The 26,836-nt window shown below is 45.5% G+C and carries 16 protein-coding genes; 7 read left to right on the top strand and 9 right to left on the bottom strand.

Going from position 1 to position 26,836, the window contains the following annotated elements; translation table 11 throughout:
- Positions 1–386 precede the first annotated feature (386 nt).
- From QZW82_RS02005 to QZW82_RS02020, 4 genes are all read left to right on the top strand, one after another.
- Positions 387–6,032 carry a tetratricopeptide repeat protein gene (locus QZW82_RS02005; RefSeq protein WP_293143733.1) on the top strand — a complete coding sequence of 1,882 codons (5,646 nt, stop codon included), beginning with the start codon at positions 387–389 and terminating at the stop codon, positions 6,030–6,032.
- An 85-nt stretch (positions 6,033–6,117) separates the two neighbouring features.
- A complete protein-coding gene (locus QZW82_RS02010; RefSeq protein ID WP_293143736.1) occupies positions 6,118–8,118 on the top strand; it encodes a tetratricopeptide repeat protein in 2,001 nt (666 codons plus the stop codon).
- Between the two features lie 316 nt (positions 8,119–8,434).
- Positions 8,435–10,675, top strand: coding sequence for a tetratricopeptide repeat protein (locus QZW82_RS02015; RefSeq protein ID WP_293143739.1), 2,241 nt, complete (start codon positions 8,435–8,437; stop codon positions 10,673–10,675).
- Between the two features lie 28 nt (positions 10,676–10,703).
- Positions 10,704–11,459, top strand: coding sequence for a methyltransferase (locus QZW82_RS02020; protein ID WP_293143742.1), 756 nt, complete (start codon positions 10,704–10,706; stop codon positions 11,457–11,459).
- A gap of 161 nt (positions 11,460–11,620) precedes the next feature.
- On the opposite strand, the gene QZW82_RS02025 is transcribed toward QZW82_RS02020, so the two are convergent.
- Positions 11,621–12,319, bottom strand: a complete 699-nt coding sequence (locus QZW82_RS02025; RefSeq protein ID WP_293143745.1) for a methyltransferase domain-containing protein — start codon at positions 12,317–12,319, stop codon at positions 11,621–11,623.
- A 254-nt stretch (positions 12,320–12,573) separates the two neighbouring features.
- Between QZW82_RS02025 and QZW82_RS02030 the strand changes: the two genes are divergently transcribed.
- The gene (locus tag QZW82_RS02030; RefSeq protein ID WP_293143748.1) at positions 12,574–12,891 is read left to right on the top strand and encodes a hypothetical protein; all 318 of its coding nucleotides are present in this window, start codon (positions 12,574–12,576) and stop codon (positions 12,889–12,891) included.
- A gap of 120 nt (positions 12,892–13,011) precedes the next feature.
- Here QZW82_RS02030 and QZW82_RS02035 read toward each other — a convergent pair whose 3' ends face one another.
- From QZW82_RS02035 to QZW82_RS02050, 4 genes are all read right to left on the bottom strand, one after another.
- A complete protein-coding gene (locus tag QZW82_RS02035; RefSeq protein ID WP_293143751.1) occupies positions 13,012–13,365 on the bottom strand; it encodes a hypothetical protein in 354 nt (117 codons plus the stop codon).
- A 1,500-nt stretch (positions 13,366–14,865) separates the two neighbouring features.
- Positions 14,866–15,087, bottom strand: a complete 222-nt coding sequence (locus QZW82_RS02040; protein WP_293143754.1) for a hypothetical protein — start codon at positions 15,085–15,087, stop codon at positions 14,866–14,868.
- On the bottom strand, positions 15,084–16,853 hold the full coding sequence (locus QZW82_RS02045) for a S8 family peptidase (RefSeq protein WP_293143757.1): 1,770 nt from the start codon (positions 16,851–16,853) through the stop codon (positions 15,084–15,086). Before QZW82_RS02045 ends, QZW82_RS02040 begins: the two co-directional genes overlap by 4 nt.
- A gap of 67 nt (positions 16,854–16,920) precedes the next feature.
- Positions 16,921–17,058: a hypothetical protein gene (locus tag QZW82_RS02050; protein WP_293143760.1), complete on the bottom strand. Its 138-nt coding sequence runs from the start codon at positions 17,056–17,058 to the stop codon at positions 16,921–16,923.
- Positions 17,059–17,107: 49 nt separating this feature from the next.
- Between QZW82_RS02050 and QZW82_RS02055 the strand changes: the two genes are divergently transcribed.
- The gene (locus tag QZW82_RS02055) at positions 17,108–17,524 is read left to right on the top strand and encodes a hypothetical protein (protein ID WP_293143763.1); all 417 of its coding nucleotides are present in this window, start codon (positions 17,108–17,110) and stop codon (positions 17,522–17,524) included.
- A gap of 316 nt (positions 17,525–17,840) precedes the next feature.
- Positions 17,841–19,568, top strand: a complete 1,728-nt coding sequence (locus tag QZW82_RS02060) for a pentapeptide repeat-containing protein (RefSeq protein WP_293143766.1) — start codon at positions 17,841–17,843, stop codon at positions 19,566–19,568.
- 103 nt (positions 19,569–19,671) lie between these two features.
- Here the strand turns inward: QZW82_RS02060 and QZW82_RS02065 are convergent, their stop codons facing one another.
- The 4 genes from QZW82_RS02065 to nirB form a co-directional block, all read right to left on the bottom strand.
- Positions 19,672–20,121, bottom strand: a complete 450-nt coding sequence (locus QZW82_RS02065; protein ID WP_293143769.1) for a transposase — start codon at positions 20,119–20,121, stop codon at positions 19,672–19,674.
- A gap of 810 nt (positions 20,122–20,931) precedes the next feature.
- A complete protein-coding gene (locus QZW82_RS02070; RefSeq protein WP_293143772.1) occupies positions 20,932–23,025 on the bottom strand; it encodes a HEAT repeat domain-containing protein in 2,094 nt (697 codons plus the stop codon).
- Positions 23,026–23,362: 337 nt separating this feature from the next.
- Positions 23,363–23,722, bottom strand: a complete 360-nt coding sequence (nirD, locus tag QZW82_RS02075; protein ID WP_293143783.1) for a nitrite reductase small subunit NirD — start codon at positions 23,720–23,722, stop codon at positions 23,363–23,365.
- Positions 23,723–24,234: 512 nt separating this feature from the next.
- Positions 24,235–26,787 (bottom strand): nitrite reductase large subunit NirB, encoded by a 2,553-nt coding sequence (gene nirB / locus QZW82_RS02080; RefSeq protein ID WP_293143786.1) that lies wholly within the window; start codon positions 26,785–26,787, stop codon positions 24,235–24,237.
- Between the last annotated feature and the right edge of the window lie 49 nt (positions 26,788–26,836).

Raw genomic sequence — 26,836 nt, forward strand, 5'->3', positions numbered from 1 at the left:
GAGTTGATAACAAATAAGAAAATTCATTATATATAGCACTAACTCTTGCCAATCCTTTTTATGTGGATTATATATAGAGAAGGTGCGGTGTATTGCCTGAAAAACAGAGCGTAAATTCTGATTAACAACAAGCCTTGCTACTGTTACTCAGATCCGTCAGAACTTACGTACTGCTGCCCAAAAAACTGAATACTTTACTGATTCGAGGTAGGCAACGAAGTAGTTGAGTGAAAATACCTGGTTTCAAATACCATTGTCTCAAAATCATCCAACCCTAGGTTAGGGAGTATCCAAACCCATATCAATTAACGCTCCCCAATCGAAAATTCAAAATCGAAAATAGTAAGACGAGCCGTGCGTAAGTCCTAATCAGTGTGATGTCAGTTATGACTAGCGACCAAAATTTAGATAAAATAAGTAATTTAACTGCGATCGCCACCGAAGCGATCGCAGAAAATGCCAATTTAGATGTCAAAACTCTCTACAAGACTGGCACTGCTTTCCAACAGCAAGGAAAAATAGAAGCAGCGATTGATAGTTACCGGCAAGCGATATCCTGCTGGAAACAAAACTGCGATCGAGCAGTTTTGCCATGGGCCGTCAAAGCCTACAGCAATTGGGGCTGCATTCTGGCGCAGGAAGGCAAATTTGATGAAGCAATGGCAGTTTTTCAAGCGGGAATAGCTGTTGCGCCCGATGATGCTGCTCTGTACCATAATTTAGGTATTGTGCTGTTGGAAATGCGGAAGCCTCAGGAAGCGATCGCCCGTTACCGCCGCGCGATCGAGTTGCAGCCAGAGTTAGCTATCGCCCGTTACAATTTGGGGAAAGCTTTCCAACAGTTGGGGTTGCATACTTTTGCCGGAGAATGTTTCGATCGAGTAATCAGCCAAAATCCCGATCGAGTGGCGGCTTGGGGCGATCGGGCGATTTCCCTGATCGCACAAGGCAAATTAGCTGAGGCAATGGTATGTTTTCAAAATGCGATCGCCCTCCAAAGCGAGTTTGTTGAGGGTTTTTGTCACCACGTAGAAATGCGGTTGACTTCTGTCGCAGAGCTCAATGAACTCGATCGATCTCAAATAGCCTGTGTCCGATTTCTCAGGCAACTTCAAGAAAAAAACGGCTCTAACTCTGCAATTTCTAGTCTTGCTCAAAATCCGCTGAATTTTTCATCATTGCTCCTCAATTTAGCAGATACTTACTTTCATCTGGGAAATGCCTTGGCTGAGTACGGCGGGCACGAACAAGCAGAACAATATTACCAAAAAGCTTTACAAATTCAACCTAAAAATGCTGATATTTACTTGCGGCTGGCTGATTGCTTGAGCCGTCAGCAACGATTTTCGGCTGCGATTGTAATTTACCGTCTAGTGCTGGCAATTGCGGGCGATCGATCGGATATTTGCGAGGCGTTGCAGGCTGTATTGAAACAACAGCAAAACTTAATTCATTCTCCCTCAGCCCGCCTGGGGTTCAAACCCCAGGCTAATAGCGAAAGTCCACTAAAGTGGACTAAAGAGTCATGTTTTAGTCCTCGACCGAGGACTTCAGCTATGAGACAGGGGTTTCAACCCCTGTCGGAATCTGAATCTGAACCTGAATCTGAGCTTAACTCTAATACCAATGTTTCACGAAATAACAGTATTCTTGTCCCCCCCCTTAGCAAGGGGGGGCTAGGGGGGGTCAAAGAGTGTTGCACAATTTTAGATAATAGGTATAACTCTAACTTTGAAATCATAAAATATCCCTCCACCGTCAATGAGAATGAACAGAAATCCGAATGTCATGGTTTAGATTGTCAGCGGTGTCTCAGGCGGATTTTCAAACAGTTTGAACCCGTGCATTTAGGTGATGGCGTATATTCTTGCGACGGCCAGACAAAAACAGCTTTTGAGTCTCCGGAAACCTTTGTAACTTCGCTCCCCAACGGGCGGGCTTGGATTGTACCGCAGAAAAATTCTTGGATGATTTGCAATGCTATTGCAATTGTCGATTCAGGCGATCGGCTGTTACCCGAACTTTCCCGCGAATATCCGGGCGAGTTACCCGGATGCGAAAATCAACATTCTACTCAGCACAGGTTTTTGAAGTTAAAACCCGAAGAATTGCCGCCTTTAGAAAAGATAGACGGTACGGTGGTGGTATTGGCCGGACTTTCGGGAAATGTCTATTTTCACTGGATGGTAGATATCTTGCCCCGCATCGAAATTCTGCATCGTTGGGGTGTAAATCTGGAGGAGATAGATTGGTTTTTGGTGAATAGCTGCCAGCAGCCTTTTCAGCGAGAAACCCTGAAAGCATTGGGAATTCCTGAATATAAGATTATTGAGAGCGATCGCCATCCTTACATTCAAGCCCAACATTTAATTGTTCCCTCTTTTTCAGGATATTTGGGCTGGCTGTCAACCCAGGGGCTGGAGTTTTTGAGGCGAGTTTTTTCAAGAGAACAATCTTCTAAACTCCCAGAAAGTTCTGCTTGGGAGAGCAAAAATACTCACCCAGAACGCATTTATATCAGCCGCAACAAATGTAGCTACCGACGAGTTATCAATGAAGAACAAGTCATCGATTTTTTAAGCGGATTTGGCTTTGTTCCAGTGCTACTAGAATCTATGACTTTGAACGAGCAGATAGCTTTATTTGCTGGTGCCAAAGTAATTATCGCGCCGCACGGCAGCGGTTTAACAAATATTATCTTCTGTTCTCCCGGAACAAAAGTAATTGAGCTGACCTCTCCGAATTATATCAGGCATTACTATTGGGCGATCGGTCAGCAGCTAAATCTCGAACATTATTACGTAACAGGAGAGAACTTTGAGTGCTATCCAATCCGACAGTTAATGTATCAAAATCCATTAACTGAAGATATTTTGGTGAATTTGAAGGATCTCAAAATAATGCTGGGCAATGTTAATGTCATTCCCTCAAAAAAACCACTAAATTTAATATCGCGAGAAAACCCTAAAAGAACCATCAAAATCATGAACCAAGAATCAGGCGATTATTTCCAAAAGCGGGCAGAGTTTTATTTAACACAAGGCAAGTTAGCTGATGCTCTAGCTGCTTGCGAGCAAGCCCTGAAACACCAACCTAATTTTGCGCCAGCTTACAAGACTTTGGGCAAAATTAGTGAAGCACAAGGAAATTCAGCTAAGGCAAAGCATTGGTACACAAAAGCTCTGGAATTTCAGCCCGATTTTGCGGAAGTTTATTCTGACCTTGCCGCTCTGTATGCCGCAGAAAAAAATTGGGAAATGGCTTTAAATTGTCACCAAAAGTCAACCTCGATACCGATGAAAAATACGCCAGTAAATCAGAATGATATCCCAGGCATTTTAGGTTTCAATCCTGACGATATTGAAGTCTACATTCAAGGTGCAGAATCGTTTTATGCTCTCAGGAAATTTGAGCAGGCTGCGACAGCTTGCCAGCGAGTTATCCAAGTTAAACCTGATGCGAGGGTTTATAAAATTTGGGGTAATGCTAGGCAAGCTCAAGGTAAGGTAGAGGAAGCGAAAAACTGCTACGCTAAGGCTATTGAACTCGATCCTGATTTTGCTGAAGCTTATACTAATTTGGGGACGATTTATGCTCAGGAACAGCAGTGGCAATCGGCGATCGCATTTTACCAAAAGGCGATCGCCCTTCAGCCGAATTTAGCATCAACTTACCGAAATTTAGCTCGGGTGTGGGCGCAAATGGGGCAGCTATCGGAGGCTGACGGGTGCTGGTTTAAAGCGTATTCTCTGGAACCTGCCAAAGCCACGCCTGAAGAACACATCCAATTGGGCGATAACTTTTTGAGGCAGAATCAGGTAACGCAGGCGATACGCTGTTACTGCCACGCGATCGAGCTAAACCCGAATTTTAACCAGGCTTACCAACAGTTAGGCAATGCTCTCAAAGCTCAAAGAAAGTTGCAGGAAGAAGTTGCCAACTATCGAAAAAATAGTGACAATGAGGCTAATCTTTCTGGGGATTTGTTGAATACAGTAGTGGTGGGTGCCAATCCAAAAGCTGAGTTACCTCAGAATCCCCAAACATCTACTTTGCAGGCAAATATTCCAGCTAATTTTTTGCAACTAGATTCGACAACTTCTGCTGAACAACCTCGCGTACAGTTGCAGCAACAGCAAACAATTCCTGCTGTACCGCAACTGTTAAATACGATCGCCAATCCGGCAAATTCTGCACCCGCTGTTCCCCACTCGGCTGATGTTTCGCCCCAGGTGACTGTTGTTGACAGCGGTTTTGCGACAGATTTTCGGAGGCAGGATACCGCTGATAACTGCATTCAGCGGGCAGAATCCTATTGCGCTCAAAAACAATTCGATCTGGCTATTGCTGAGTGCAAGCGAGCCATTGAGATTCAACCCGATGCGGTGGCTGCTTACAAACTGTGGGGCAGTCTTTTGCAAGGGCTGGGGAATTTAGAAGAGGCGATCGAGTGCTATCAAACAACTATCAAAATTAACTCTAATGACGTGCAAGCGCACGTAAATCTCGGCAGTTTGTATGCCATGAAACAACAGCGACAGCAGGCGATCGCTTGCTACCAAAAGGCGATCGCCCTCCAGCCGAATTTAGCAGCAGCTTACCGGAATTTGGCTCGGGTGTGGACGCAGGATGGCAAGCTAGAAGAGGCGAATGAGTGCTGGTACGAAGCGTTTTCGTTGGAACCGGAAAAGGTATCGCCCAATCACCACTTTAAACTGGGAAATATTTTGTTTCGGCAAGGTAAAATTACTCAGGCGATCGCCTGTTACCAGCGCGCGATCGAGTTAAACCCGAACTTGGATGGTGTTTACCAAAATCTGGCGAAAGCGCTGACAAAAGAAGGCAAGTTGGATGAAGCTGCTGTCTGCTTGCAAAAAGCGGTGGCACTTAACGGCAACTATTCAGTATCTAGTAAAGCAGTAGATTCTGTTCCCGCCACGACAGGGGTAAGCGCCCATCAAAACAGTCGCCAAACTGCGGCGGAAACTGGGGATACAATTGTTTCTTCGGTAGAAATAAATAATCCTGCAAAGTCTGGGGAAACTCTCAAATTGTCTGCAAAGGCGATCGACTCTGGCAAACCTGTGACAGTTGCCAATTCTCTCAGTACAGAAGCATACATCAAACAGGCAGAATCTTATTACGCCCAGGGTAAATTTGATGAGGCGATAAATGAGTGCAAGCGAGCCATTGAAATCACACCCGAGGCGGCAATTGCTTACAAGATTGCGGGGAATGCTACTCAAGCAATGGGAAAAGTTGATGCTGCTAGGTATTGGTACACTGAAGCCTTGGAGATTGAACCCAACTTTGCTGAAATTCATGCAAATTTAGGCAGCATCTACGCTCGTCAAAAACTGTGGCAAAAGTCAATTGTTTGTTATAAAAAAGCAATTGAAATTAAACCAGATCTCGTAGTGGCTTACCGGAATTTAGCTCAAGTTTTTGTGCAGTCTGGATTTCCACAAGTAGGGGCAGAATACTGGTATGAAGCTCTCACTTTAGATATCAATTGGGCAACTGCTGAGGAACACTTTACTCTGGGCAATACTTTGCTACAGTTCGGTCAGTTGGAGAAGGCAATTTCCTGTTACCGACGGGCAATTCAGTTGCAGCCGAGTTATGCGGATGCTTATCACAATTTAGGAGAAATCTTGAGCGTTCGGGGTGAGTGGGAAGATGCGATCGCAGTTTACCAGCAAGCGATCGAACTGAACCCATATTATGAGGGGTCTCATTACAGTTTGGGGAAAGTTTGGGCTAGTCTCGATCGGCGGGAAGACGCGATCGCCTGTTATCGGACGGCGATCCAATTAAATCCCCACTTTGCTCAAGCATATCAAAGTTTGGGGGAAGTTTTAGATAGTCGCGGTCAGTTGGATGAGGCGATCGGGTGTTATGAAAAAACCATTGAATTGAAACCTGATATCTGGGAACTTCACCAAAAGTTAGGTGATGCTTTGCAAGAAAAAGGCGAAATTGATGGAGCGATCCACGCTTACAACCGCGCCATAGAACTGGCAAATAATTAGTTCTATATTTTCCGGATACTGATTCAGGAAATAGAATAATAAATCACAAGGATTTGACTGTATCAATTTTTAGCAGGTATAGGATATGAACAGCGAAACCAATAATATCATAGAATTCCCTCTTAATAACAATTCCGAGTCATTCCTCGCGCGCCAACCAATTGACAATTTGTTGAATCCGCAATCTTTGGCTTTAAAAAGAATCTACTTAGAAGGTGACGAACAAGATAGGAAGAAAGTGCGCGATTCCTATAGCATAGTCAATGCTAGCTTTAGCCATGCTAAACCTCACTACAGTTTAGGAAAAGTTTTTGCCAAAAAAGGAGAGTGGGATAAGGCTATTTCGTCCTACCGTCAAGCCTTAGATTTGACATCTGATTCAGCGGAAATTTACCAGAGTTTGGGAGACGCTCTTGTTAAAAAGAGCGAGTTAGATGAAGCTGTCATAATTTATCAAAAAGCGATCGAAATTCAGCCTTCTCTGTGGGAAGTCCACCACAATTTGGGGGATGTTTTGCAAGGACAAGGAAGATTGAATGAGGCTGTTGCTGCGTATCGTCGGGCGATCGCCTTTAACCCCGATTTTTCTTGGTCGCACAATAATTTAGGGGATGTGCTGATTAAGCAGGAGAAATGGGAGGAGGCGGTTGAGGGGTATAAAAGTGCGATCGCCCTAAATCCAGGCTTCCATTGGTCTCACTATAACTTAGCGGATGCTTTAGTGCAGTTGGAGAGGTGGGAGGAGGCGATCGCGACTTATCGTAGTGCCATTGAGTTAAAATCGGATTTGCCTTGCGTGCAAGAAAAGTTAGCCGATGCGCTGAAAAATCACAGTCCGCTGTCAGTCAAAGAAGCTATTAGTTGTTACAGTCAAGCTATTGAGGAAAATCCAGATAATATCAAAGTCTATCACAAGGCTTTGGAAGTTAATCCAAAAGATCCGCAACTCTATTTAGGTTTGGGTAATGCTCTCGCAAAACAGAACAATAGAGATGGAGCGATCGTATTTTATCAGATGGGGTTACAGTTCAAGCCTGGTGACTTTGAACTTTCTTTGCAGTTATCGAAAGCCTTGATAAATATCAAGGATGGATTTGAGGATCTGGCAATAGAGTCGCAAGCCGAGACGATCGATTTTTATAGCAAGCAGAGGGCAAATTATGTCAACTCCTCAAAAATGCTGTTACCAGTTCAATTCTCGCCGATCGCAAAATCTACACGATATCAAGTTGATATTGTTGTCTGCGTTCATAATGCTTTAGAGGATGTGAAAGAGTGTTTAACCTCTATTGTCCGACACACCAAGGTTGACTATCGCTTGCTCATCGTAGATGATGGTTCTCAACCAGAAACTAGAGATTTTATTCAGGCGTGGGTTAAAGATGTTTCGCCAGCAATTGTTTTGAGAAATGAGACAGCCCGCGGTTATACCAAAGCAGCTAATATCGGTATGCGAGCCAGTACGGGTGACTATATAATTTTGTTGAATAGCGACACAATTGTCACACCTGGCTGGATAGAAAAATTAGTTGACTGTGCTAATTCACGAAAAGATATTGGCATAGTCGGGCCTCTGTCAAATTGTGCATCTTGGCAATCGATTCCCGAAATATTTGACAATAAGGGGGGCTGGATGATTAACAGCGTTCCTGATGGATTTTCACTGGAAACTTTTAGTCAATTGGTAGAGAATGTTTCGGAAAAGGCATTTCCAAGTGTGAATTTTGTTAATGGCTTTTGCTACATGATTAAGAGAGCAGTGCTTGAGGCAATTGGGTGGCTGGATGAAGAGAGTTTTCCCTACGGTTATGGGGAAGAAAATGATTTTTCAATTCGAGCTAGGAAAGCTGGGTTTAAACTAGCGATCGCTGACCATGCCTATGTCTATCACTCTAAGTCTAAGAGTTTTGGACACGAACGCCGTCAAGAGCTTTCTAAACAAGGTTCTACAGCGTTTAAACAGAAGCATCCCGATATTAATGTCAAAGCTTTGACTGAGGAAATCAAAAACAATCAAACTCTCGATCGTTTGCGCCTCAAGCTCCGCGAACATATCATATTAAATCCGGGTTCATCCCCGTTATAAATTGTAGGGTGCGTCGCTCACCGACAGCCTGGTTGATGGCGAGAATTATTGGTAGCGACGCATCCTAGGTCTTTGATATTGTTTCCGGCTGTATCGGAATTATTTAACCGCAGAGAACACAGAGAGCACAGAGGAAGAGAATAGAGAGATGAATGATTGAGATGAAGAGAGAATTTGATATGAGATCGCAAAGGAGGTAGCTAACCAGGATTTAGTATCATATCAAATCCGACTCAAAGCAAATGATTTTCGCTACAGGTTACTAGAAAATTGTCAACTGTCAACTGTCAACTGTCAACTGTCAACAGGGTTTTATATGTCAGAAAAAGTCGAGCTAGAAAATGCAGAAAATCATTTCCAAACTGGTCAAAAACTTGAACGGGAAGGGAAATTAGAAGCAGCGATCGCTATTTACGCTCAAGCGATTCAAGCCAACCCAAATAACTCTGAGTTTCACCGCAGTTTAGGAGAGGTTTTGCAACGATTGGGGCGACATTCAGAAGCGATCGCCAGTTACCGTCAAGCAATTGAGTTGCAACCGAAGTTTTCTAAAGCTTACCACAACCTAGGAAATGCCCTAAGCCAACAGAAGCAATGGGAGTCGGCGATCGCCTCTTACCGTCAGGCGATCGAACTCAAACCCAACCTCCCCACAGCTTACTACCGTTTAGGGGAAGCTTTGCAACAACTTGGAGAAATGGAAGAAGCGATTGTCGCTTACCGTCAAGCGATTGAACTCAACCCAAATAACCCTGACTTTCACCACAGTTTAGGGGAATTTTGGCGGCAACAAGGGAAATATCAGGAAGCGATCGCCTGTTACCGTCAAGCTATAGAGCTGCAACCAAAGTTTTTTAAAGCTTATCACAACTTAGGAAATGCTCTGGGTCAACTCAAGCAGTGGACTGAAGCGATCGCCTCTTACCGTCAGGCGATCGAACTTAACCCAAATATTCCTGAGTTGCAATTCAGCCTAGGAGAGCTTTTGCAGCAACAAGGGAGACATTCCGAGGCTATCCCTTGTTACCGTCAAGCTATAAAGCTGCAACCGAAGTTTTCTAAAGCTTACCACAACCTAGGAAATGCTCTGGGTCAAATGAAGCAATGGTCAGAAGCGATCGCCTCTTACCGTCAGGCGATCGAACTCAAACCCAACCTCCCCACTGCTTGCTATCGTTTGGGCGAAGCTTTGCAACAACTGGGACAGATCGATGAGGCGATCGCCAGCTACCGTAAAGCTATTGAACTAAAACCCGATTCTTCTGCTAAATTTTACTACAATTTAGGAGAACTTCTGGGCCAAAAACAGCAGTGGGAAGAGGCAATTAGCTGTTACAGTCAAGCATTCGAGCTTGACCCAAACTTTTCGCCAGCCTATTACAAATTAAAGCAAGCCTTAGCCCAAAACGGTCAGCCCGATCCACAAGCCAAAACAGTTTCCTACCAGCGAGGTGCTATCAAGTTAAATTTCGATCGTGAATTTCCCAAAATTTTGTTTATTCTCCCCGTCAAAGGCGGTGGAGGAGGCGCTCATTCAGTAGTGCAAGAATCCTTAGCACTTTATCGCTCTGGTATCCCTATCAAAATAGCCGTCAATCAGTCTAACTTTACTGACTTTTTAAAAGGTTACAAAGAAATTCCTGAAATTGGTGAAATTGCAGCTTCTTATCAAACTTTAACTGAGTTCAAAAAATTAGCTCAAAATTTCTCAGTAGTCTGTGCTACTACCTACAGTTCAGTAAAAATCCTGGAAGCCTTAGTTAAAGAAAATCCCCAGATATTGCCAGCTTACTACATACAAGATTACGAACCATTATTTTCTTACATAGATACTCCCGAGTGGGAAGAAGCGCGACAATCCTATGGACTGATTCCCCATGCCGTCCAATTTGCTAAAACTCAATGGTTGTGCGAGATTGTCAATCGCAATCATGCTGTTAAAGTCCACAAAGTAGAAGCCAGCATCGACCATCAAGTTTACTCCCCCGATCTCAAAAGTGAAAACTCTCGTATAGAGATTTCTATGATGGTAAGATTCACCACGGCCAGACGAGCTCCCCGTCGTACATTAGCTGTGGCTAAAATTTTATCAGAGTTGTTTCCAAATCAAGTACATTTTACTATCTTTGGCTCTGACCGGAGTCTGATTGAATCTGCTGGAATACCGATTCCAGAAAACACTACGATTTTCCCTCATCTGAGTCGCTCCGAAGTAGCGGCCCTGCTGCGAAACTCAGATATATTTCTAGATCTTTCTGATTTCCAGGCTTTTGGCCGTACAGCTATAGAAGCAATGGCTTCTGGCTGCATTCCAGTTGTCCCCGATAAAGGAGGAACAGATGAATTTGCAATCCCTGATTTTAACTCCGTAGTCGTTGACACCACATCGATTGAGGATTGTGTCAAGGGTATTGGTAAGCTCATTCAAGCCGATCGCAATGTCTTATTGCAACTCAAGTTAAATGCTATTGAAACAGCGGCAAGATATTCACCAAAACGTGCTGCTTTTAGCATTTACAATCTTTTCTGCAATGAACTACTTCAAATTGCTTCATAGATGTTTTTAGGAGTTTTAAGTAAGTATTATGTTAGACCCTGTTCTTCAAAGGCGATATCTCAATAAAGTTCAGCTCCAACTAATGACCCGAAAACGATGGGCTTACCTACGCTATCTTCAGATGCGCGAAGGATTAATCGAAGCCTTAAAAACGGCAGGAGAAATTAAATCCTTTCTCAGCGTTGGCTGTGGGGCTGGATTAACGGAGGTAGCTCTCGCTCTAGAATTTCCTGCAATTGAGTTTTACCTCACGGATATTGATACTAAAGCCAATATTCAAAAGCGATTAGGGGTTCGGATGGCCACCGAATGGGTTATTGAAAATGTCAAATTTGACACTTATGATACTTTGACTCCCTCATCAGAATCCTACGATCTAGTAGCCTCGATTGAAGTCCTAGAACATATCGAGGCTGACAAAACAGCAGCGATTAATATGCGTGCAGCATCACGGAAGTATGTATTTGCACTTGTTCCATTTGCCAGTCATGAAACTAACCTCAATCAAAAAATGAGAGAAAGTGTCTGGAAAAATCACCAGCATTATCGCGTCGGCTACAATGCTGATAGTATCAAGGAAATTTTCCCAGATATTACAATTTTACGTGGGTGTTACTGGAACGATGCTGGTATTAAACTGCGCCAAAAACTTGAACTTTTGTCTGATGAAGAAATCCGGGCTTTATTGCCACATTTAACTCAGCTAGCTAAAACAGATATTCGTAACAGTATCCCTGGCGCTGATGGAAATTGTCATGGAATGTGGATCTTGTCAAAAGTCTGAATTATATCTGTTGACAGTTGACAGTTGACAGTTGACTGTTGACTGTTGACTGTTGATAGTTTACAGCATTTGACAAATTAGGTACGTAGTTGCGCTTCAGCGCTCTTTCCTGATATTAGCTAAGAGCGCTGAAGCGCAACAACGTACCTTTACTCAGTCGCTCAAGAAAAAGTGAGACCTTTTTGATAAATCAAATGTTTGTATGGAAGATTGCGAACATCGGACACACTGACATTATTAGACAACCAAATAATGCCAACAACTTCTCGATAAACTGGTTGATTGAATTCCACTATTGGTTTTGGTTCATGTTTCTCTTGTTCCCAATGCTGTTGGTTTTTGAGTGACGATAACGGGTGAATAGTTGTATCTTGAGAAGAGTTAACCAAGACTCTCCCATAAATTTCATAGTTGGGAACATTGAGTTCTTCAAGAATATTCTTTACCTGTTGGGCTTTCAGATGTAAAGTATGACCTGTCCAGTCAGACCAATAAAATTTTAGTCCTAAAGATTTTAAGTAGTCATCTGCATCAAAAAAAGGCCCTTTAATAAAAACGAATTTTCTCGAAATTCGGATAGCATTTTTTATGGCTTCTTTGGCATAATCTAATTTAGGTAAATGCTCCAAAGTATGGTTGAGAATTGTAAAATCTACGCAACCATCAGGGAGATCGAGATTGCAAAAATCTCCTTTGATGGCATCATATCCAGCAGCTTTGGCTGATGCTACCTTCTTGGGATCGAGATCGATGCCAAATCCCTTACGCCCTTTGAGTATGTTGATTCCAAATTGAATTGAGCTACCGTTAGAACAGCCAAAGTCTGCAAAATCGAAACTTGTAATATCGAACTCACTCATAATTCTCTTCCAATCAAAATCAAATGTATTGCAACTACAGATAATTAATTAATACATAATTTTGGTAAGGATTTCAGGAAAATAGATGTGGTTCTGGGAAGAGAATAGATGCGTTATGCGAGATGTGGCAGTGCAATTAGTCTTGTATTATATACCACAAACTTCTAATCTACATCCTTCCCTGATTCAATCCGGATTAAATAGGAAACTTCTGAACAAATATCTATCAACGAACATATCCCCAATAGTATAATATGCCCAGTCCAAAACCATTGATAACTCGTCCACAGCGTTTAGGTTCATCTAGAACCCACTACAAATTTCAAGGAAAACCTTACAAGCATCTGGACATAGAGATTAAATTAACTTCTTTAAAAACGATAGCTACTGCTATTTTGTTAGGGGTTCCTTATCTGGGGTTTATTTACGTGTTTTTTTCTGGAGGAGCCAAAGTTATAGCTGTTGGTTTGGTAGTAGTAGGTATTTTGATAGGGGGATCGATCGCACTTTTATACTACTTAAACAGACAAGAGCCTGTCAAACCGCCGACAAATCAAAACAAACGGCGTTAAACAGTTGACAGTTGACAGTTGACAGTTGACAGTTTGAGAGCGACCTCTACTTTTAAGTCCGAGGATTGAAACAGTGAATAATTTTGTTTTATTTCCCCCTCGAAGGAGGAGGCTTTAAACCTATTCTTCTTGGTAATACCCAGCCCCAAACTCTATTGTGGCGCTGACGTTGCCTCGATCGCTCCATCCGAAATACGATTGCCCCTCCCGACGGCGAAATTCAGATTTTGCGTATCCTGAAGCGATCGCCCTGTTGAAAAATTTGATGCAACTCTCCGGATTGCTAATGAATTCCCAGGAAACAGGATTAGTAGATGCACCCTGATTAATTAACTCCCGACCAATTTTGGCCGGGTTTTTTTGTCGATCGCACGTACAGCCATAAATTCTCGCTAATTTTCCAAATTCTCCGGAAAAAGGTGTAGTGTTACCGGAGACTAGATTAGTAGATGCACCCTGATAATTAACTCCCAACCAATTTTGGCCTGGGAGTTTTTTTTGAGCGATCGCACCTCAGAGCAAATCCGATTGCATAGCCCTGTATTCATGTCCATCTTCTCTCTCTGTGCCCTCTGCGCTCTCTGCGGTTAAATAATTCCGATCCAACCGGAAACGATATCAAGCCATCAATTTTGACTAATTTCCGAAACTATCCCGAAAGAGGTACGGTGCTACCGGAGACTAAATTAGTAGATGCACCCTGATTAATTAACTCCCAACCAATTTTGGCCTGGGAGTTTTTTTTTGAGCGATCGCACCTCAGAGCAAATCCGATTGCATAGCCCTGTATTCATGTCCATCTTCTCTCTCTGTGCCCTCTGCGCTCTCTGCGGTTAAATAATTCCGATCCAACCAGAAACGATATCAAGCCATCAATTTTGACAATTTCCGAAACTATCCCGAAAGAGGTGCGGTGCTACCGGAGATTAGATTAGTAGATGCACCCTGATTAATTAACTCCCAACCAATTTTGGCCTGGGAGTTTTTTTTTGAGCGATCGCACCTCAGAGCAAATCCGATTGCATAGCCCTGTATTCATGTCCATCTTCTCTCTCTGTGCCCTCTGCGCTCTCTGCGGTTAAATAATTCCGATCCAACCAGAAACGATATCAAGCCATCAATTTTGACAATTTCCGAAACTATCCCGAAAGAGGTGCGGTGCTACCGGAGATTAGATTAGTAGATGCACCCTGATTAATTAACTCCCAACCAATTTTGGCCCGGGAGTTTTTTTTTGAGCGATCGCAGTGGTTTTATAGTCATCATAGAAATAGGTACGTAGTTGGGCTTCAGCCCTCTTTAGACATATAGATAAAGAGGGCTGAAGCCCAACTACGTACCTTTATTAATTATGACAGTTGTGTCCCAGACGCGAGCCGACCTTTGAGCGATAATTTTGGTAGTTTGAGATTTCCTATCCTGACAATAAAACCACCCTGGGTTTTTTTTGAGCGATCGCACCTCAAGCCATCAATTGTCGCAAATTTCCCAAACTGTCCGGAACGAGGTACTGTTGCGCCGGAGACTAAATTAGTAGATGCACCCTGATTAATTAACTCCCGACCAATTTTGGCCGGGTTTTTTTTGTGTTAAGGCTGATGCTGAAAAAAAATTGAGGTGATTTTCCGGATTGCGCTGGAATTCTGAGGAAGCTTAATTGGTAGATGCACCCTGATTAATTAACTCCCGACCAATTTTGGCCGGGTTTTTTTTGGCAAAAATTAGATATAACGAGAGGTAGCGATAGTTTGAGGGCTGAAGTATAAGCTCAGCAACCCGGTTTCTAGGAGTTTTGCTCTTGGGTTAGCAGAAATGTTGAAAGAAACTAAGTTGTTCAAATAAATTTTCTAAATTTTCCTGAATGTGGTGCTGTCGGAGCGGAGTTTAAATTATGTAGATGCACCCTGATTAATAAACCCCAGCCAATTTTGGCCGGGGTTTTTTTTGAGCGAAAGTTGGAGGGAGTCGATCGACCTACAACAGATCGAAAGACTGCACCTCAAGCACCGGGCCGATCATCGCAAAAGTCATTACATCCTTGCGGATTTCACCTGTGACACTGACTTTAAGACCAGCTTTTTTCAACTCAGAAGGAGCATCCTTAAGTTCGTAAGTTTCCCCATCTTCGCCGACTAAAGCCCAAGTGCCCGGGCCTAATCCTTTGCGTTCAATTTCGCCTTTGACTGTAATACTCATGCTGACTGCGCCTCTGTTTTAATCGCCAAACGTGCCAATCCAAAACACAACAAAGCATTGACAATCAAGAATGTTTGTGCTACTAAACCAGTTCCCAATCCCCAAACTGCGGGAGAGAGAACAGCATTCACTGCTAAACAGCTAGCAAAGCCGATCGAAGTTGCGATCGCGATCCACTTCCACTCTCTGTGTCCCAACAGCAAAACAATCAAAATCCCGGGAATTAAAACGCTAGCAAATAAGGGATTGAGCATACTGCTGCCGTTAATTGCACCGCCGAGTTCGGGGATAGAACTACCCATGATTCTCATCGGCCACTGCGGCAAGTCAAATACAAACAAGTTGCGGAGGAAACAGAAGCCAGAACTTCCAGCAATCAAGCCGCCGGAAAAGCCCCAAGTCCAGGCGAAGGGGAAATAATTCCGCAAAATGAAAGCCAGCAGGTAAGAACCGAGCACCATGGCAATTTTTGGCAACAGGGCGACTGCACCGCCGTCAATCCAGAAGCGGGGGCTGAGATAGCCGTTGTCGCGCAGCCAGCGGAAGAAGTCGCGGAAGTTGATTTGTCCGCGCTGGGCTAGCTGAACTGCTGCGCCTGCGTCTAGATGTCCCGAACCAAAATGGTTTAAGGGGTCTTCTGTGACATTTCGCGAGGATTGCAAGAGTATGCTGCGAATTTGGTCTGGTTCTGTGATGCCCGAGGCTTTGATTAGGGCTGCTACGCCGGCGACGTGGGGAGAAGCCATGCTGGTGCCTTGGTAGGCTTCAAAGACTTCGTTTCCTGTTTCTGGGTCGATCGTACTTTGCAGAATTTTGCCCAGTTCAGAACCACCGGGGGCAGAAATGTCAACCCCGGCGCCGAAATTGGAATAATCGGCTTTTTCTTCGTTGGGGCCGAGGGCGGAAACGCCGATGACGTGGGGATAGCGGGCGGGATAGGAGGCGGAACTTTCGCCGGAGTTGCCTGCGGCTGCGATGATGACAACGCCTTTAGAGTGGGCGTAGTCGATCGCCTCTGCCATTAACTGACTTTCGCCGCCGCCGCCTAAACTCATGTTGATGACATCTGCGCCATTGTCTGCTGCAAATTTAATTGCTTCGGCAATGTCGGAAACTGTACCGCCACCGCTGCCGCTTAATACTTTCAGAGGCATTAAAGATGCTTCGTAGGCGATGCCTGCGACGCCGTAGTTGTTGTTAGTTGATTGGGCGACGGTACCTGCGACGTGAGTGCCGTGGCCGTTGTCATCGTAGGCTTCGGGGCGATCGTTTACAAAGTCGTAGCCCGGTACAAACTTGGTTTCTTTTAAGTCGGCAACGGGGGTAATGCCCGTGTCAATTATCGCTACTGTCGTACCGCTGCCTTTGGTTTCGTTCCAGGCAGATTCTACGTTGATGCTGCGAAGATTCCACTGCTTGGTATACATGGGGTCGTTGGGAATCTCGAAAGCGCTGTATACGTAGTTCGGTTCAATGTATTCGGTATCTTTAGCCAAATTTGATTTTCTCAGGGCGTTTAGCAAAGTGCGATCGCCCTTGACAACATACACATTATCTGATGCTGAGAATTCGCTGTTGAGTTGCGGTGCGATTTGGTACTGTTGGGCGAGTTCTTCTACTCGTTTTGCAACATTAGGATTACCGATATCTTCGCGGAAATCCAGCACAATCGAGTCGTAAGTGCCTTGAGTAGCCAGTCCTGGGAAATTTGAAATCGCCCAGCCGAGCCCGATTAAAAATAAGCACAAAAGGAAAAACTTTTTCATGGCCGATCGTCCGTTTAGGGAAGGCTTGTTCACAACAATAACCCAATTTTCAGCGCGATCGCCAGTTTTACGGGTGGCGGCTGCTGGATGACTCGCGCACAGGCGTTTGGTATTTGTCGGCCGTGGCTGTCGATCGAGGGAAAATTGCTGGAGTTTCTAGTTTAAATTTCCGAGCAAGTTTTAGGGGTTCAATCAATTGTATCATTAAAGTAGATGGCAAACAAAACCGGGAGTATTTTCAACAAGGATATTGCATGGAAAGAGGTTTAATGTGGCTGCCGCTGCTGGCACTTTTTATTGCTCTGGCTTGGGCTGGATGGAACGAGTATCAAAAGTTAGAAGCGTATCGGGTCTGGGCGGAACAATTCGCCAAGGCAAAGTACGATATTTATGCTGTACTCGGTCAGCAAGAAGACTGTTTGACTTGGGGGAAACCTACTCGCAGCGGCCCTGTGAATTTGCAAAGTTTTTCTTTGAAAAATGTGCAGTCGCTGCGGCTCTTAGTTAACGGTGCCGTGGTAGATTTAGAATCGCCGCCGAATTCTGGAAAGGCGATTGCCCTAGAATTTTTGTTGAAAGATGCTGCTGCGGTGCAGGTTCCTTTTACAGAAATTCCTCTAGCGACTAAATGGGCAAAGTATTTGCAGCAGGAATTGCAGCGCTTTCTCTAAGATTATTCAATCAGGGCAATTGCTGAATCAGATGATTTTTCGTATTAAATTGGTTTGTAGTGAGGACTTTAGTCCGCATAAAATCCGAGGACTAAAGTCCTCACTACAAACGTATTAAATTGGTTTGTAGTGAGGACTTCAGTCCGCATAAAATCCGAGGACTAAAGTCCTCACTACAAACGTATTAAATTGGTTTGTAGTGAGGACTTCAGTCCGCATAAAATCCGAGGACTAAAGTCCTCACTACAAACGAGAGAATGGTTATTTTACCAGACTAGAAATAGTTTTTTTCCTTCCCCTTCCCCTTCCCCTGCGAATGCAAATACAGGAATTTTTACAGCGCTACCAAGAGGGAGAGCGCAACTTTGCTCATATTGACCTCAGCGGTGCTAGTTTAAGCGGTGTCAACCTTCGAGAAATAGACTTAACTGGTGCTAACTTGACGGGTGCTAATTTGAGCTGGTCTTTTTTGAGCAATGCTAAGTTAATTGGGGCTTGTTTGCGCCGCGCGGATCTCCGCAGTGCGGGGATGGCTGGGGTAAATTTGAGTGGGGCAAATTTGACTGGGGCTAATCTGGCGAAAGCAGACTTGCGGCTCGGTTGTTTGGAAGGTGCAGATCTGAATTGGGCAGCCCTTCCTGAGGCGGATTTGGGTGGTGCTAATCTTCAAAATGTTAAATCTGACCAAATTAATTTGGAAAAAGCTAAACTCGACGGCGCGCAGTTGATGGCGGCGGAATTGATGGAGGCGAATCTCAACCGTGCGAGTCTGGTTGGTGCTAATTTGACGGGTGCTAATTTGCGGGAAGCACATTTGGTGGAAGCGAATTTGCGATCGGCAATTTTGAGCGGTGCAAATTTGATTGAAGCTGATTTGAATGGTGCGATTTTGCGATCGGCAAATCTGACGGGCGCTGACTTGCACCGAGCTGTGCTGGCGGGGGCGGATTTGACTGAGGCGGTGCTGGATCGGGCTGATTTGAGTCGAGCGAATCTGGCGGGTGCTTATTTATTGAAAGCGAGTTTTAAGCAGGCGCTTTTGCTGCGAGCTAACTTGCAAGAAGTGTATTTGCTGCGGGCGGATTTGAGCGAGGCTAATTTACGCAGTGCTGATTTGCGGAAAGCTGATTTAAGCGGCGCTTATTTGGTGGATTCGATGTTGGCTGAAGCGGATTTAAGAGAAGCTTGTTTGATTGAGTGCCATTTAATTCGGACGGATTTGGAGGGGGCGCAGCTTACGGGGTGCTGCATTCAAAATTGGCAGGTTCAAGAGGTCGATCTGTCGAAAGTTAACTGTCGTTATGTTTTTACTGACTTTGATTATACTGCAAAAGTTGTGGCAAATCGCTTTCCGGTCGATCGCGATTTTGAGTCTGGGGAATTGGGACAGCAGTATCACGAAGAAAGTTCGATTGTGGAGGTGTGTTTTGGTGAGTTTCCTAATTGGGAGGCTTTGGTGTTTACGGTGCGTCGGGTGGAGTTAGAGAGTTGCGAACTTCAGTTGAACATTCAATTTTTTGAGTCTGCCCGAGAGCAAAATTTACTGCGGCTGAGCGCGAACCGTTTGGTGAATGGTAAGATTTTGGGCGATCGCATATTGGCGCTTTATCCAGATATGTTGGAAAAGGTTTTAGCTAAGGGCGCTGAAATTTTGATTTTGCTGGGATTGGCTGTTGCGGATAACGGTTCGCAGCAGGAGTCAGCAACACCGCAGCCACCGAGGCCGCTCCCAAAAGAGGTGTTGCTCAGAAGACAGGAAATCTACGAGCGAATGGTGCGCCAAATTTCGTTTATTTTGATGTCTCAGACGCCGGATAAATTCTCTGAAAGCGTACAGCGGTTGTTGGATTATTTGAAGCAGGAAGGTGTTCCGACAGAGCAGATTCAGAAGAAAGTCATCAGTCAGGCGATCGTGGAGCGGGCCAAGCAAGACGCGGGTTTTCGGGAACAGTTGTTGAGGTGGGAGAAAACGGCGTCGGCGAGTATTCGCTGTTCGATGATGGGGGAAGCGGTGCGATTTGCGATCGCCCTTTTGTGGGAATGAATATAGGTGTTGTGGGAATGAATTGATCGCGAGCGGGGACGCTCGCACTGTAAAGAAATTGCTTTTTTACAAAAGTGAGATGCTCCCACTTTTTGTCGTCAGATTAGCTGTTTTCCCAGAAAAAAGGATATTTTTCAGGTGTATCTGACAAGTTAGCTTTGACAGGATTTTGTTTGATATATTCCCAGGTATTGATAAACTGTTGGTGGCTGTTAATAATTTCGGCGTGTCGCCCATCTTGCCAAAGTTTACCGATATGCTTCATTACTTTAGGGATTTCTGTAGAACTAAAGCCTTTAAGACTGTGCAGCAGGCTTCCAATTGACCAGTATTGAGAATCAGACTTCGGTAAAGGCTGAAGCAAAAGATGTACGTGGTCTGGCATAATAACGGCAGCGAATAGTTGATATCTTTGGTTGTGAAAGTGCAAGGTAGAATCTAGAACAACTTGTCGAGCTGGTGGAGTTAGTTCTAGTCTTTCCCAGGTAACGAAGGTTATGAAATGGATGTTTTTGGGAAGTGGTAATTGAATAAAATCTTGTTTGAATGACATTGATTTACCTCATTTAATTGCAAATTGGATTGAGTGCGAGGGACGGCGTGGAAAAATTGGCAAAAATCGCCGGAAATCCCACAGTGCGAGCGTCCCCGCTCGCGTGGAAAATAACCCCCGCTCGCAGGTCAAAATTGGCAAAAATTGCCGGAAATCCCACAGTGCGAGCGTCCCCGCTCGCGGGAAAGAATAGCCCCCGCTCGCGGATCAAAATTGGCAAAAATCGCCGGAAATCCTACAGTGCGAGCGTCCCCGCTCGCGTGGAAAAATACCCATCGCTCGCGTGGAAAAATACCCATCGCTCGCGTGGAAAAATACCCATCGCTCGCGGATCAAAATTGGCAAAAATCGCCGGAAATTCCACAGTGCGAGCGTCCCCGCTCGCGTGGAAAAATACCCATCGCTCGCGGGTCAAAATTGGCAAAAGTTGCCGGAAATCCCACAGTGCGAGCGTCCCCGCTCGCGGGAAAGAATAGCCCACTCGCGGGCAAAAATCAACAAAGATTGTCGGAAATCCCACAGTGCGAGCGGGGACGCTCGCGTGGAAAAATACCCATCGCTCGCGTGGAAAAATACCCATCGCTCGCGTGGAAAAATCAACATCAATTCGGTGCAAGAATCAACATCAATCGTGCGGCAAAATCAATATATATAGCCTTTCTTAAAAAGATGAGGTATGACTGACAGCTTATATAACCACTAAACTAAGAAGGGCTCTCTTCCCAACAACATACCTCATCTTTCTGAGCACCGTTATAAATAGCCCGATGCCCGATGCCCGATGCCCGATGCCCGATGCCCCATGACTAATTACCAATCTTGACTCGCCAACCGGCGGCCCGCTAAAGCCCGCACTTGCTCGTCTGCATCGGAAACTGCGAGCGATCGCACCAATCGCAAAGTTTCCTCATTTTCGGGATAATGTTCGATAATTGCTTCGAGTGCTGTAAACCGGGGATTGTAAGCAAAAGAACCTGTTCTATCGTAGGCATCGGTAAGAGCTCTGTGGCGCAAAAACTCAAACATTCCCGATTCGTCCTTCCATCCCCGAATTAACTCTACCAGAGCGATCGCCCGCACTTGCGAATCATCATCCTGCTCGGCCCTAATTTTCAGCCACTCAAAAGTTTGAGACTCATTTGTCCGCCCCCGGGCTAACTTTTGCAAAGCAATTTTCCTGACAGCCGAACTCTCATCGCCCTCTGCTTTAGCCTCCAACATCCGCAAAGTCTCAGCACCATCGGGCCAATTGCGAGCGAGTTCCTGCACCGCCACCTCACGCACCTCCTCATCCCCAGCCTCAAGCTGTATTTTCAACCAAGACAAGGTTTCCGGATCTTGTGGCCATCCCCGCGCTATTTCTCGCACCAGCACGCTCAGCAAGTGAGAATTGGGCTCCGACTCCGCTAGTTGTTTGAGAAAAGGCAGCGTCTCGCCCCGGTGTCCCCAGCCTCTTGCTATCTGTTCCACCGCAGTTTCTCGGACGTTGATGTGTCTGTCTGATTGGGCCAGAATTTTCAACCATTCAAAGACTTCGAGACTGGCTGACGGCAAGGTGGCTGCGGCTGCAACTACCACTTGCCGCACAGTCCAATAATCATCTGAGTTCGCAATTTTTTGCAGCAGGGGCAGTGTCTCTGGGCTGTCGGGCCAACTGGAAGCAATTTGTTGCAAGGCTATTTCGCGCAGTTCGGCGTCGAGATCGCTCGTAGCTATATTTTGCAAAAAAGCCAGAGTTTCGGGCTTAGATGCCCAGCCAGAGGCAATTCCTTGGACTGCTGCCTGCCGGACGGTGGAACTCGCGTCGGACTGGGCGAGACTTTTGAGCAACGGGTAAATATCTGGTTCGCCCGGCCAGCGCGAGGCCAATTCTTCGATCGCCGCTGTTCGCACTTCTTCGTTGCTGTCGGAGGTGGCTAGGGTTTTCAGCAGCAAGCAAACCTCGTCATCGGCGGGCCAACCCGCTGCCAATTCCCGCACCGCTACTGTTCGCAGGGTAGAACTTCCTGTCTGGGCAAGGTTTTTGAGCTGGGATACCGTGCCTAAAACGCTGTGCCAACCTCTGGCTATTTCTTGCCACGCTACGACTCGCACTCCCAAATTTTCGTCGGATTCGGCGGCAGTTCTCAGCAGCAGCAAGGTATCTGTGCGATCGGGCCAATGAGAGGCCAACTGTTCCAGGGCGCAGGTGCGGACGGCGGGACTGCGATCGGACTGAGCCAGAACCGCTAGCAGCGGCAAGGTATCGCTGTTAGAGGGCCAACCAGAAGCCATTTCTTTGATTGCAGCCGATCGCACTGCCCAGCTTCGATCGGATTTAGCGAGGTTTTTGAGCATCAGATAAATTTCTGGATCGTCAGGCCAACCGCAGGCTATGGCTTTGACTGCTGTGGCGCGGACTTCGCCGCTGTCGCTGGAGTGTGCTAGTATTTTGAGCCAAGGCAGGGTTTGCGGGTCGTTTTTCCAAGTTTGGGCGATCGCGGCGATCGATCGATAGCGAATTTGATAAGTTTCCTGCAATTCTTCAGCGCTTTGATAAAGAATCAGAAAAACCGTACCGTATTGCGATAACTTTTTTAAAGCGTTTAACAGTTTTTTTTCGGTTGTTTCATTGATGCCATTTTTAACTCTTGATAGGCATTCTGCTGCTAACAATAAATTAATAAATTTTTCTTGTTGACCATTTTGAGTTATCAAATATTCTATAACTTCGCTCGCTGTTTCTTTGTCGAGCTTGGCTGCAATTTCTTGGAGAAATTCGTGCAAAGATTCGTCTCGCCAGTGCTGACCGAAAACCTGTGTTTGGACTTGGGCCCCAGTCAGTTGACCTGTTTTGAGTTGTACGTCAATTAACTCTGCCACTGTCTGGGGATGATTTTCGGCAACAAGTTTTTTTAACAACATACTGATATCCTACCCCCTAAAGTTTGTTTGCATTGAAAATCTGAAATAAGACGCTCGCGGTTGAAAAGGCTTCTAGAGATACAAAACCCGCTTGTATAGCGGATAGAAAACCGAGTGGTTGAAATTACTCTATCTTCTTTACACCGTGCAGGCGGACGAAAGTTTGACTGTAGATGCGATTTCTACCGCTGTCCGATCCAGATTGTAGTATGCAGCGGATCGACTCTATTTTATATCAAAACTACTGGGTCGATCGCGCCCCAATGCAAAATCCGCCATCACCCAATCGGAATGTTGGGTGTTGGCGGATAAATCTCGAACAATTGGGGGGTTGAATCTAGCTAGCTGCTACTTGGACGCGATCGCCTGCAACCCGAACCCGAAAAGTCGGAATTGTTACCGTTTCATCGTCCAAACACTGGCCAGTAGCCAAGCTAAAATTCTGCTTGTAAATCGGAGAAGCAACTTTGAGAGTGCCGCTGCGATCGCCCACAAGTCCTCGGGACAACACAAAAGCCTTGCTAAACGGGTCGTAATTGCTCAAAGCATACAGTTCATCCCCGTTTCCCACTCGGAAAACAGCCACTTGTTCCCCAGCCACCAAAGCACAAACTCCTGTATTTGGGGCGATCGCATCCAGGGAGCACACATCTACCCAAGTTGTTACTGTATCGGAAACCTGTAATGATTGAACCATTTTTTTCCTGTTAATTTAATACAATTTCCTTCCCAATTTCCGGTTAAAAACCGCTAAATTGGTTTGTAGTGAGGACTTCAGTCCTCTTAAAGCTCCTGCGGACTAAAGTCCTCATTACAAACGTTATCACGGTGAATTGGTTTGTAGTGATGACTTCAGTCCTCCTAACACTTCTGCGGACTAAAGTCCTCACTACAAACCCGATCGCGCTAAATTGGTTTGTAGTGAGGACTTCAGTCCTCCTAACACTCCTGCGGACTAAAGTCCTCAAACCCGATCGCGCTAAATTGGTTTGTAGTGAGGACTTCAGTCCTCTTAAAACTCCTGCGGACTAAAGTCCTCAAACCCGATCGCGCTAAATTGGTTTGTAGTGAGGACTTCAGTCCTCTTAAAACTCCTGCGGACTAAAGTCCACACTACAAACGTTATCACGCTAAATTGGTTTGTAGTGAGGACTTCAGTCCTCTTAAAACTCCTGCGGACTAAAGTCCTCACTACAAACCCGATCGCTGTTATTTATCCGAAACTCCAGCTATGGCCTTTTCATGCTCGTAAGCAGGGCGAGTTTGTCCCCGTTCCTCGACACGAACAATACTCGGATCTGGCAAATCGGAATTCACAAAATGCTGGAATCGCTGCACCTTTTGCGGGTCTTCAATCGTCGTTTTCCACTCGCATTGATAAGTATTCACCAAATGCTCCATCTGCGCCTCCAACTCAGCACAAATGCCCAGAGAATCCTCAATAATCACCTGCTTCAAGTATTCAATTCCGCCCTCAAGTTTGTTCAACCAAGTAGCAGTACGTTCCAAACGATCCGCCGTGCGAATGTACAAGACCAAAAAGCGATCGATATACTTAATCAAAGTTTCCTTATCGATATCCGCCGCCAGCAAAACCGCGTGCTGCGGCTTCATCCCGCCGTTACCGCACACGTACAAATTCCAACCATTCTCAGTAGCAATTATCCCAAAATCCTTGCTTTGAGCTTCCGCGCATTCGCGAGTGCAGCCCGACACAGCAGACTTAAATTTGTGAGGAGCTCGCAAACCGCGATAGCGCAACTCAACCTCGATCGCCAAACTCGTCGAATCCTGCACCCCAAAGCGGCACCAAGTGCTACCAACACAAGATTTGACAGTCCGCAAAGCCTTACCGTAAGCGTGGCCAGACTCAAATCCCGCATCAATCAAGCGGTGCCAAATATGCGGCAACTGATCCACCCGAGCACCGAGCAAATCGATCCGCTGTCCCCCAGTAATCTTAGTATAAAGTCCAAAATCCCTGGCAACTTCTCCCAAAGCAATCAACTTCTCCGGCGTAATTTCTCCACCCGGGATGCGCGGTATCACCGAATAAGTTCCGTCGCGCTGAATGTTTGCCAAATAGTAATCGTTGGTATCTTGCAAACCAACGTGAGACTTCTCTAGAATGTGGTCGTTCCAAGTAGAAGCTAGCATCGAAGCCACAGCAGGCTTGCAAATTTCGCAGCCGCGCCCTTTGCCGTGTTTGGCGATCGTCTCGTCAAAGCTTTTCAGCTCTTGAGAACGCACCAAATGGTACAATTCTTGACGGGAATACTCAAAATGTTCGCAGAGGTTATTTTTGACTGCAAACCCGGCTTTCTTCATCTCCGACTTAAAGATGTCCGTCACCAAAGGCACACAGCCGCCGCAGCCAGTACCAGCTTGAGTGCATTTCTTGACACTGCCGACATCAGTTAAATTGCGATCGCGAATCGCCTCACAAATCTGCCCTTTACTAACATTATTGCAAGAACAAATTTGAGCAGAATCCGGCAGACTCTCCACACCAAAACCAGCAGGTGCTCCGCCTTCGCGCGGTGGCATCAACAAATCTTCAGGATGCGGCGGCAAAGCAATATCATTTTGCATGAATTGCAGCAAAGTGCCGTAAGCAGAAGCATCTCCGACGAGAATCCCGCCTAAAATTCGGCTACCATCTTGATTTAAAACTAATTTCTTGTAAGTGCCTTGGAAATTGTCAGCAACAACAATCTCTTTAGCACCGGCAGAATGTGCAAAAGCATCACCAAAACTCGCCACATCCACTCCCAAAAGTTTGAGTTTTGTGGACATATCCGCACCGGTGAAAGTGCTAGTGCTGTCATCCGCAGCGCTGCTCAAAATATCCGCTGCTACCCCCGCCATTGTATACCCAGGAGCAACTAAGCCGTAGATGCGATTTTGATAAAGCGCGCATTCGCCGATCGCATAAATATCAGAATCCGAAGTTTGGCAGCGATCGTTAATCGTAATACCGCCCCTTTCTCCCACTTCAATCCCGCAACCTCGGGCAATTTCATCCCGGGGGCGAATACCAGCAGAAAACACAATCATATCCGTTGCCAATTCCGAACCATCAGCAAACAGCATTTTAGTAACTTTGCCATCTTCGCTGACAATTTCGGTAGTAGATTTGCTAGTGTGAACCGAAACCCCCAACTCCTCAATTTTGTTGCGGAGAATCGCACCACCAACCTCGTCAACTTGCACGGGCATCAGCCGCGATGCAAACTCAACCACATGAGTTTTCAAACCCATATTTTGGAGAGCATTGGCGCATTCCAAGCCCAACAAACCGCCGCCAATTACTACACCTATTTTGCAATTTTTAGCATAATCTGACATCGCCTCCAAGTCGTCAATTGTCCGGTAAACAAAAGTGCCTGCCGCGTCTTTGCCTTTGATTGGCGGTACGAATGGATAGGAACCGGTGGCGAGAACAATTTTGTCGTAGTGAACTTCTAAACCGTTGGCTGAAGAGACCGTTTTTTGTTCGCGATTGATGGCGAATACTTTGTCGCCGATGTGAATTTGAATACCATTTTCTTGATAAAATCCCGGTGCAACTAGAGATAAATCTCCCGCCGTTTTCCCAGAGAAAAATCCGCTGAGGTTTACGCGATCGTAAGCAACCCGCTGCTCTTCACAGAAAGTAATTAAATTCCAGCGTTTGGCAGCATCTGAACTCACCATTAACTCTAGGAACTTGTGACCTACCATGCCATTGCCGATTACAATCAGGTTTTTTTTGGCTGTCATTAGAATCTCTTTTATCTCGTTTATCCGTCGTTGGCTTTATTAATATAAG

Source organism: Microcoleus sp. bin48.metabat.b7b8b9.023, from assembly GCF_013299185.1.
Classification (GTDB): Bacteria; Cyanobacteriota; Cyanobacteriia; order Cyanobacteriales; family Microcoleaceae; genus Microcoleus.

Bases quoted from the DNA above. Each gene is read 5' to 3' on its own strand.
- QZW82_RS02005 (WP_293143733.1), top strand. From the start codon at position 387: ATGACTAGCGACCAAAATTTAGATAAAATAAGTAATTTAACTGCGATC.
- QZW82_RS02060 (WP_293143766.1), top strand. From the start codon at position 17,841: ATGCAAATACAGGAATTTTTACAGCGCTACCAAGAGGGAGAGCGCAAC.
- QZW82_RS02065 (WP_293143769.1), bottom strand. From the start codon at position 20,121: ATGTCATTCAAACAAGATTTTATTCAATTACCACTTCCCAAAAACATC.
- QZW82_RS02010 (WP_293143736.1), top strand. From the start codon at position 6,118: ATGAACAGCGAAACCAATAATATCATAGAATTCCCTCTTAATAACAAT.
- QZW82_RS02045 (WP_293143757.1), bottom strand. From the start codon at position 16,853: ATGAAAAAGTTTTTCCTTTTGTGCTTATTTTTAATCGGGCTCGGCTGG.
- nirD (WP_293143783.1), bottom strand. From the start codon at position 23,722: ATGGTTCAATCATTACAGGTTTCCGATACAGTAACAACTTGGGTAGAT.
- QZW82_RS02015 (WP_293143739.1), top strand. From the start codon at position 8,435: ATGTCAGAAAAAGTCGAGCTAGAAAATGCAGAAAATCATTTCCAAACT.
- QZW82_RS02050 (WP_293143760.1), bottom strand. From the start codon at position 17,058: ATGATACAATTGATTGAACCCCTAAAACTTGCTCGGAAATTTAAACTA.
- QZW82_RS02030 (WP_293143748.1), top strand. From the start codon at position 12,574: ATGCCCAGTCCAAAACCATTGATAACTCGTCCACAGCGTTTAGGTTCA.
- QZW82_RS02020 (WP_293143742.1), top strand. From the start codon at position 10,704: ATGTTAGACCCTGTTCTTCAAAGGCGATATCTCAATAAAGTTCAGCTC.
- QZW82_RS02055 (WP_293143763.1), top strand. From the start codon at position 17,108: ATGGAAAGAGGTTTAATGTGGCTGCCGCTGCTGGCACTTTTTATTGCT.
- nirB (WP_293143786.1), bottom strand. From the start codon at position 26,787: ATGACAGCCAAAAAAAACCTGATTGTAATCGGCAATGGCATGGTAGGT.
- QZW82_RS02025 (WP_293143745.1), bottom strand. From the start codon at position 12,319: ATGAGTGAGTTCGATATTACAAGTTTCGATTTTGCAGACTTTGGCTGT.
- QZW82_RS02040 (WP_293143754.1), bottom strand. From the start codon at position 15,087: ATGAGTATTACAGTCAAAGGCGAAATTGAACGCAAAGGATTAGGCCCG.
- QZW82_RS02070 (WP_293143772.1), bottom strand. From the start codon at position 23,025: ATGTTGTTAAAAAAACTTGTTGCCGAAAATCATCCCCAGACAGTGGCA.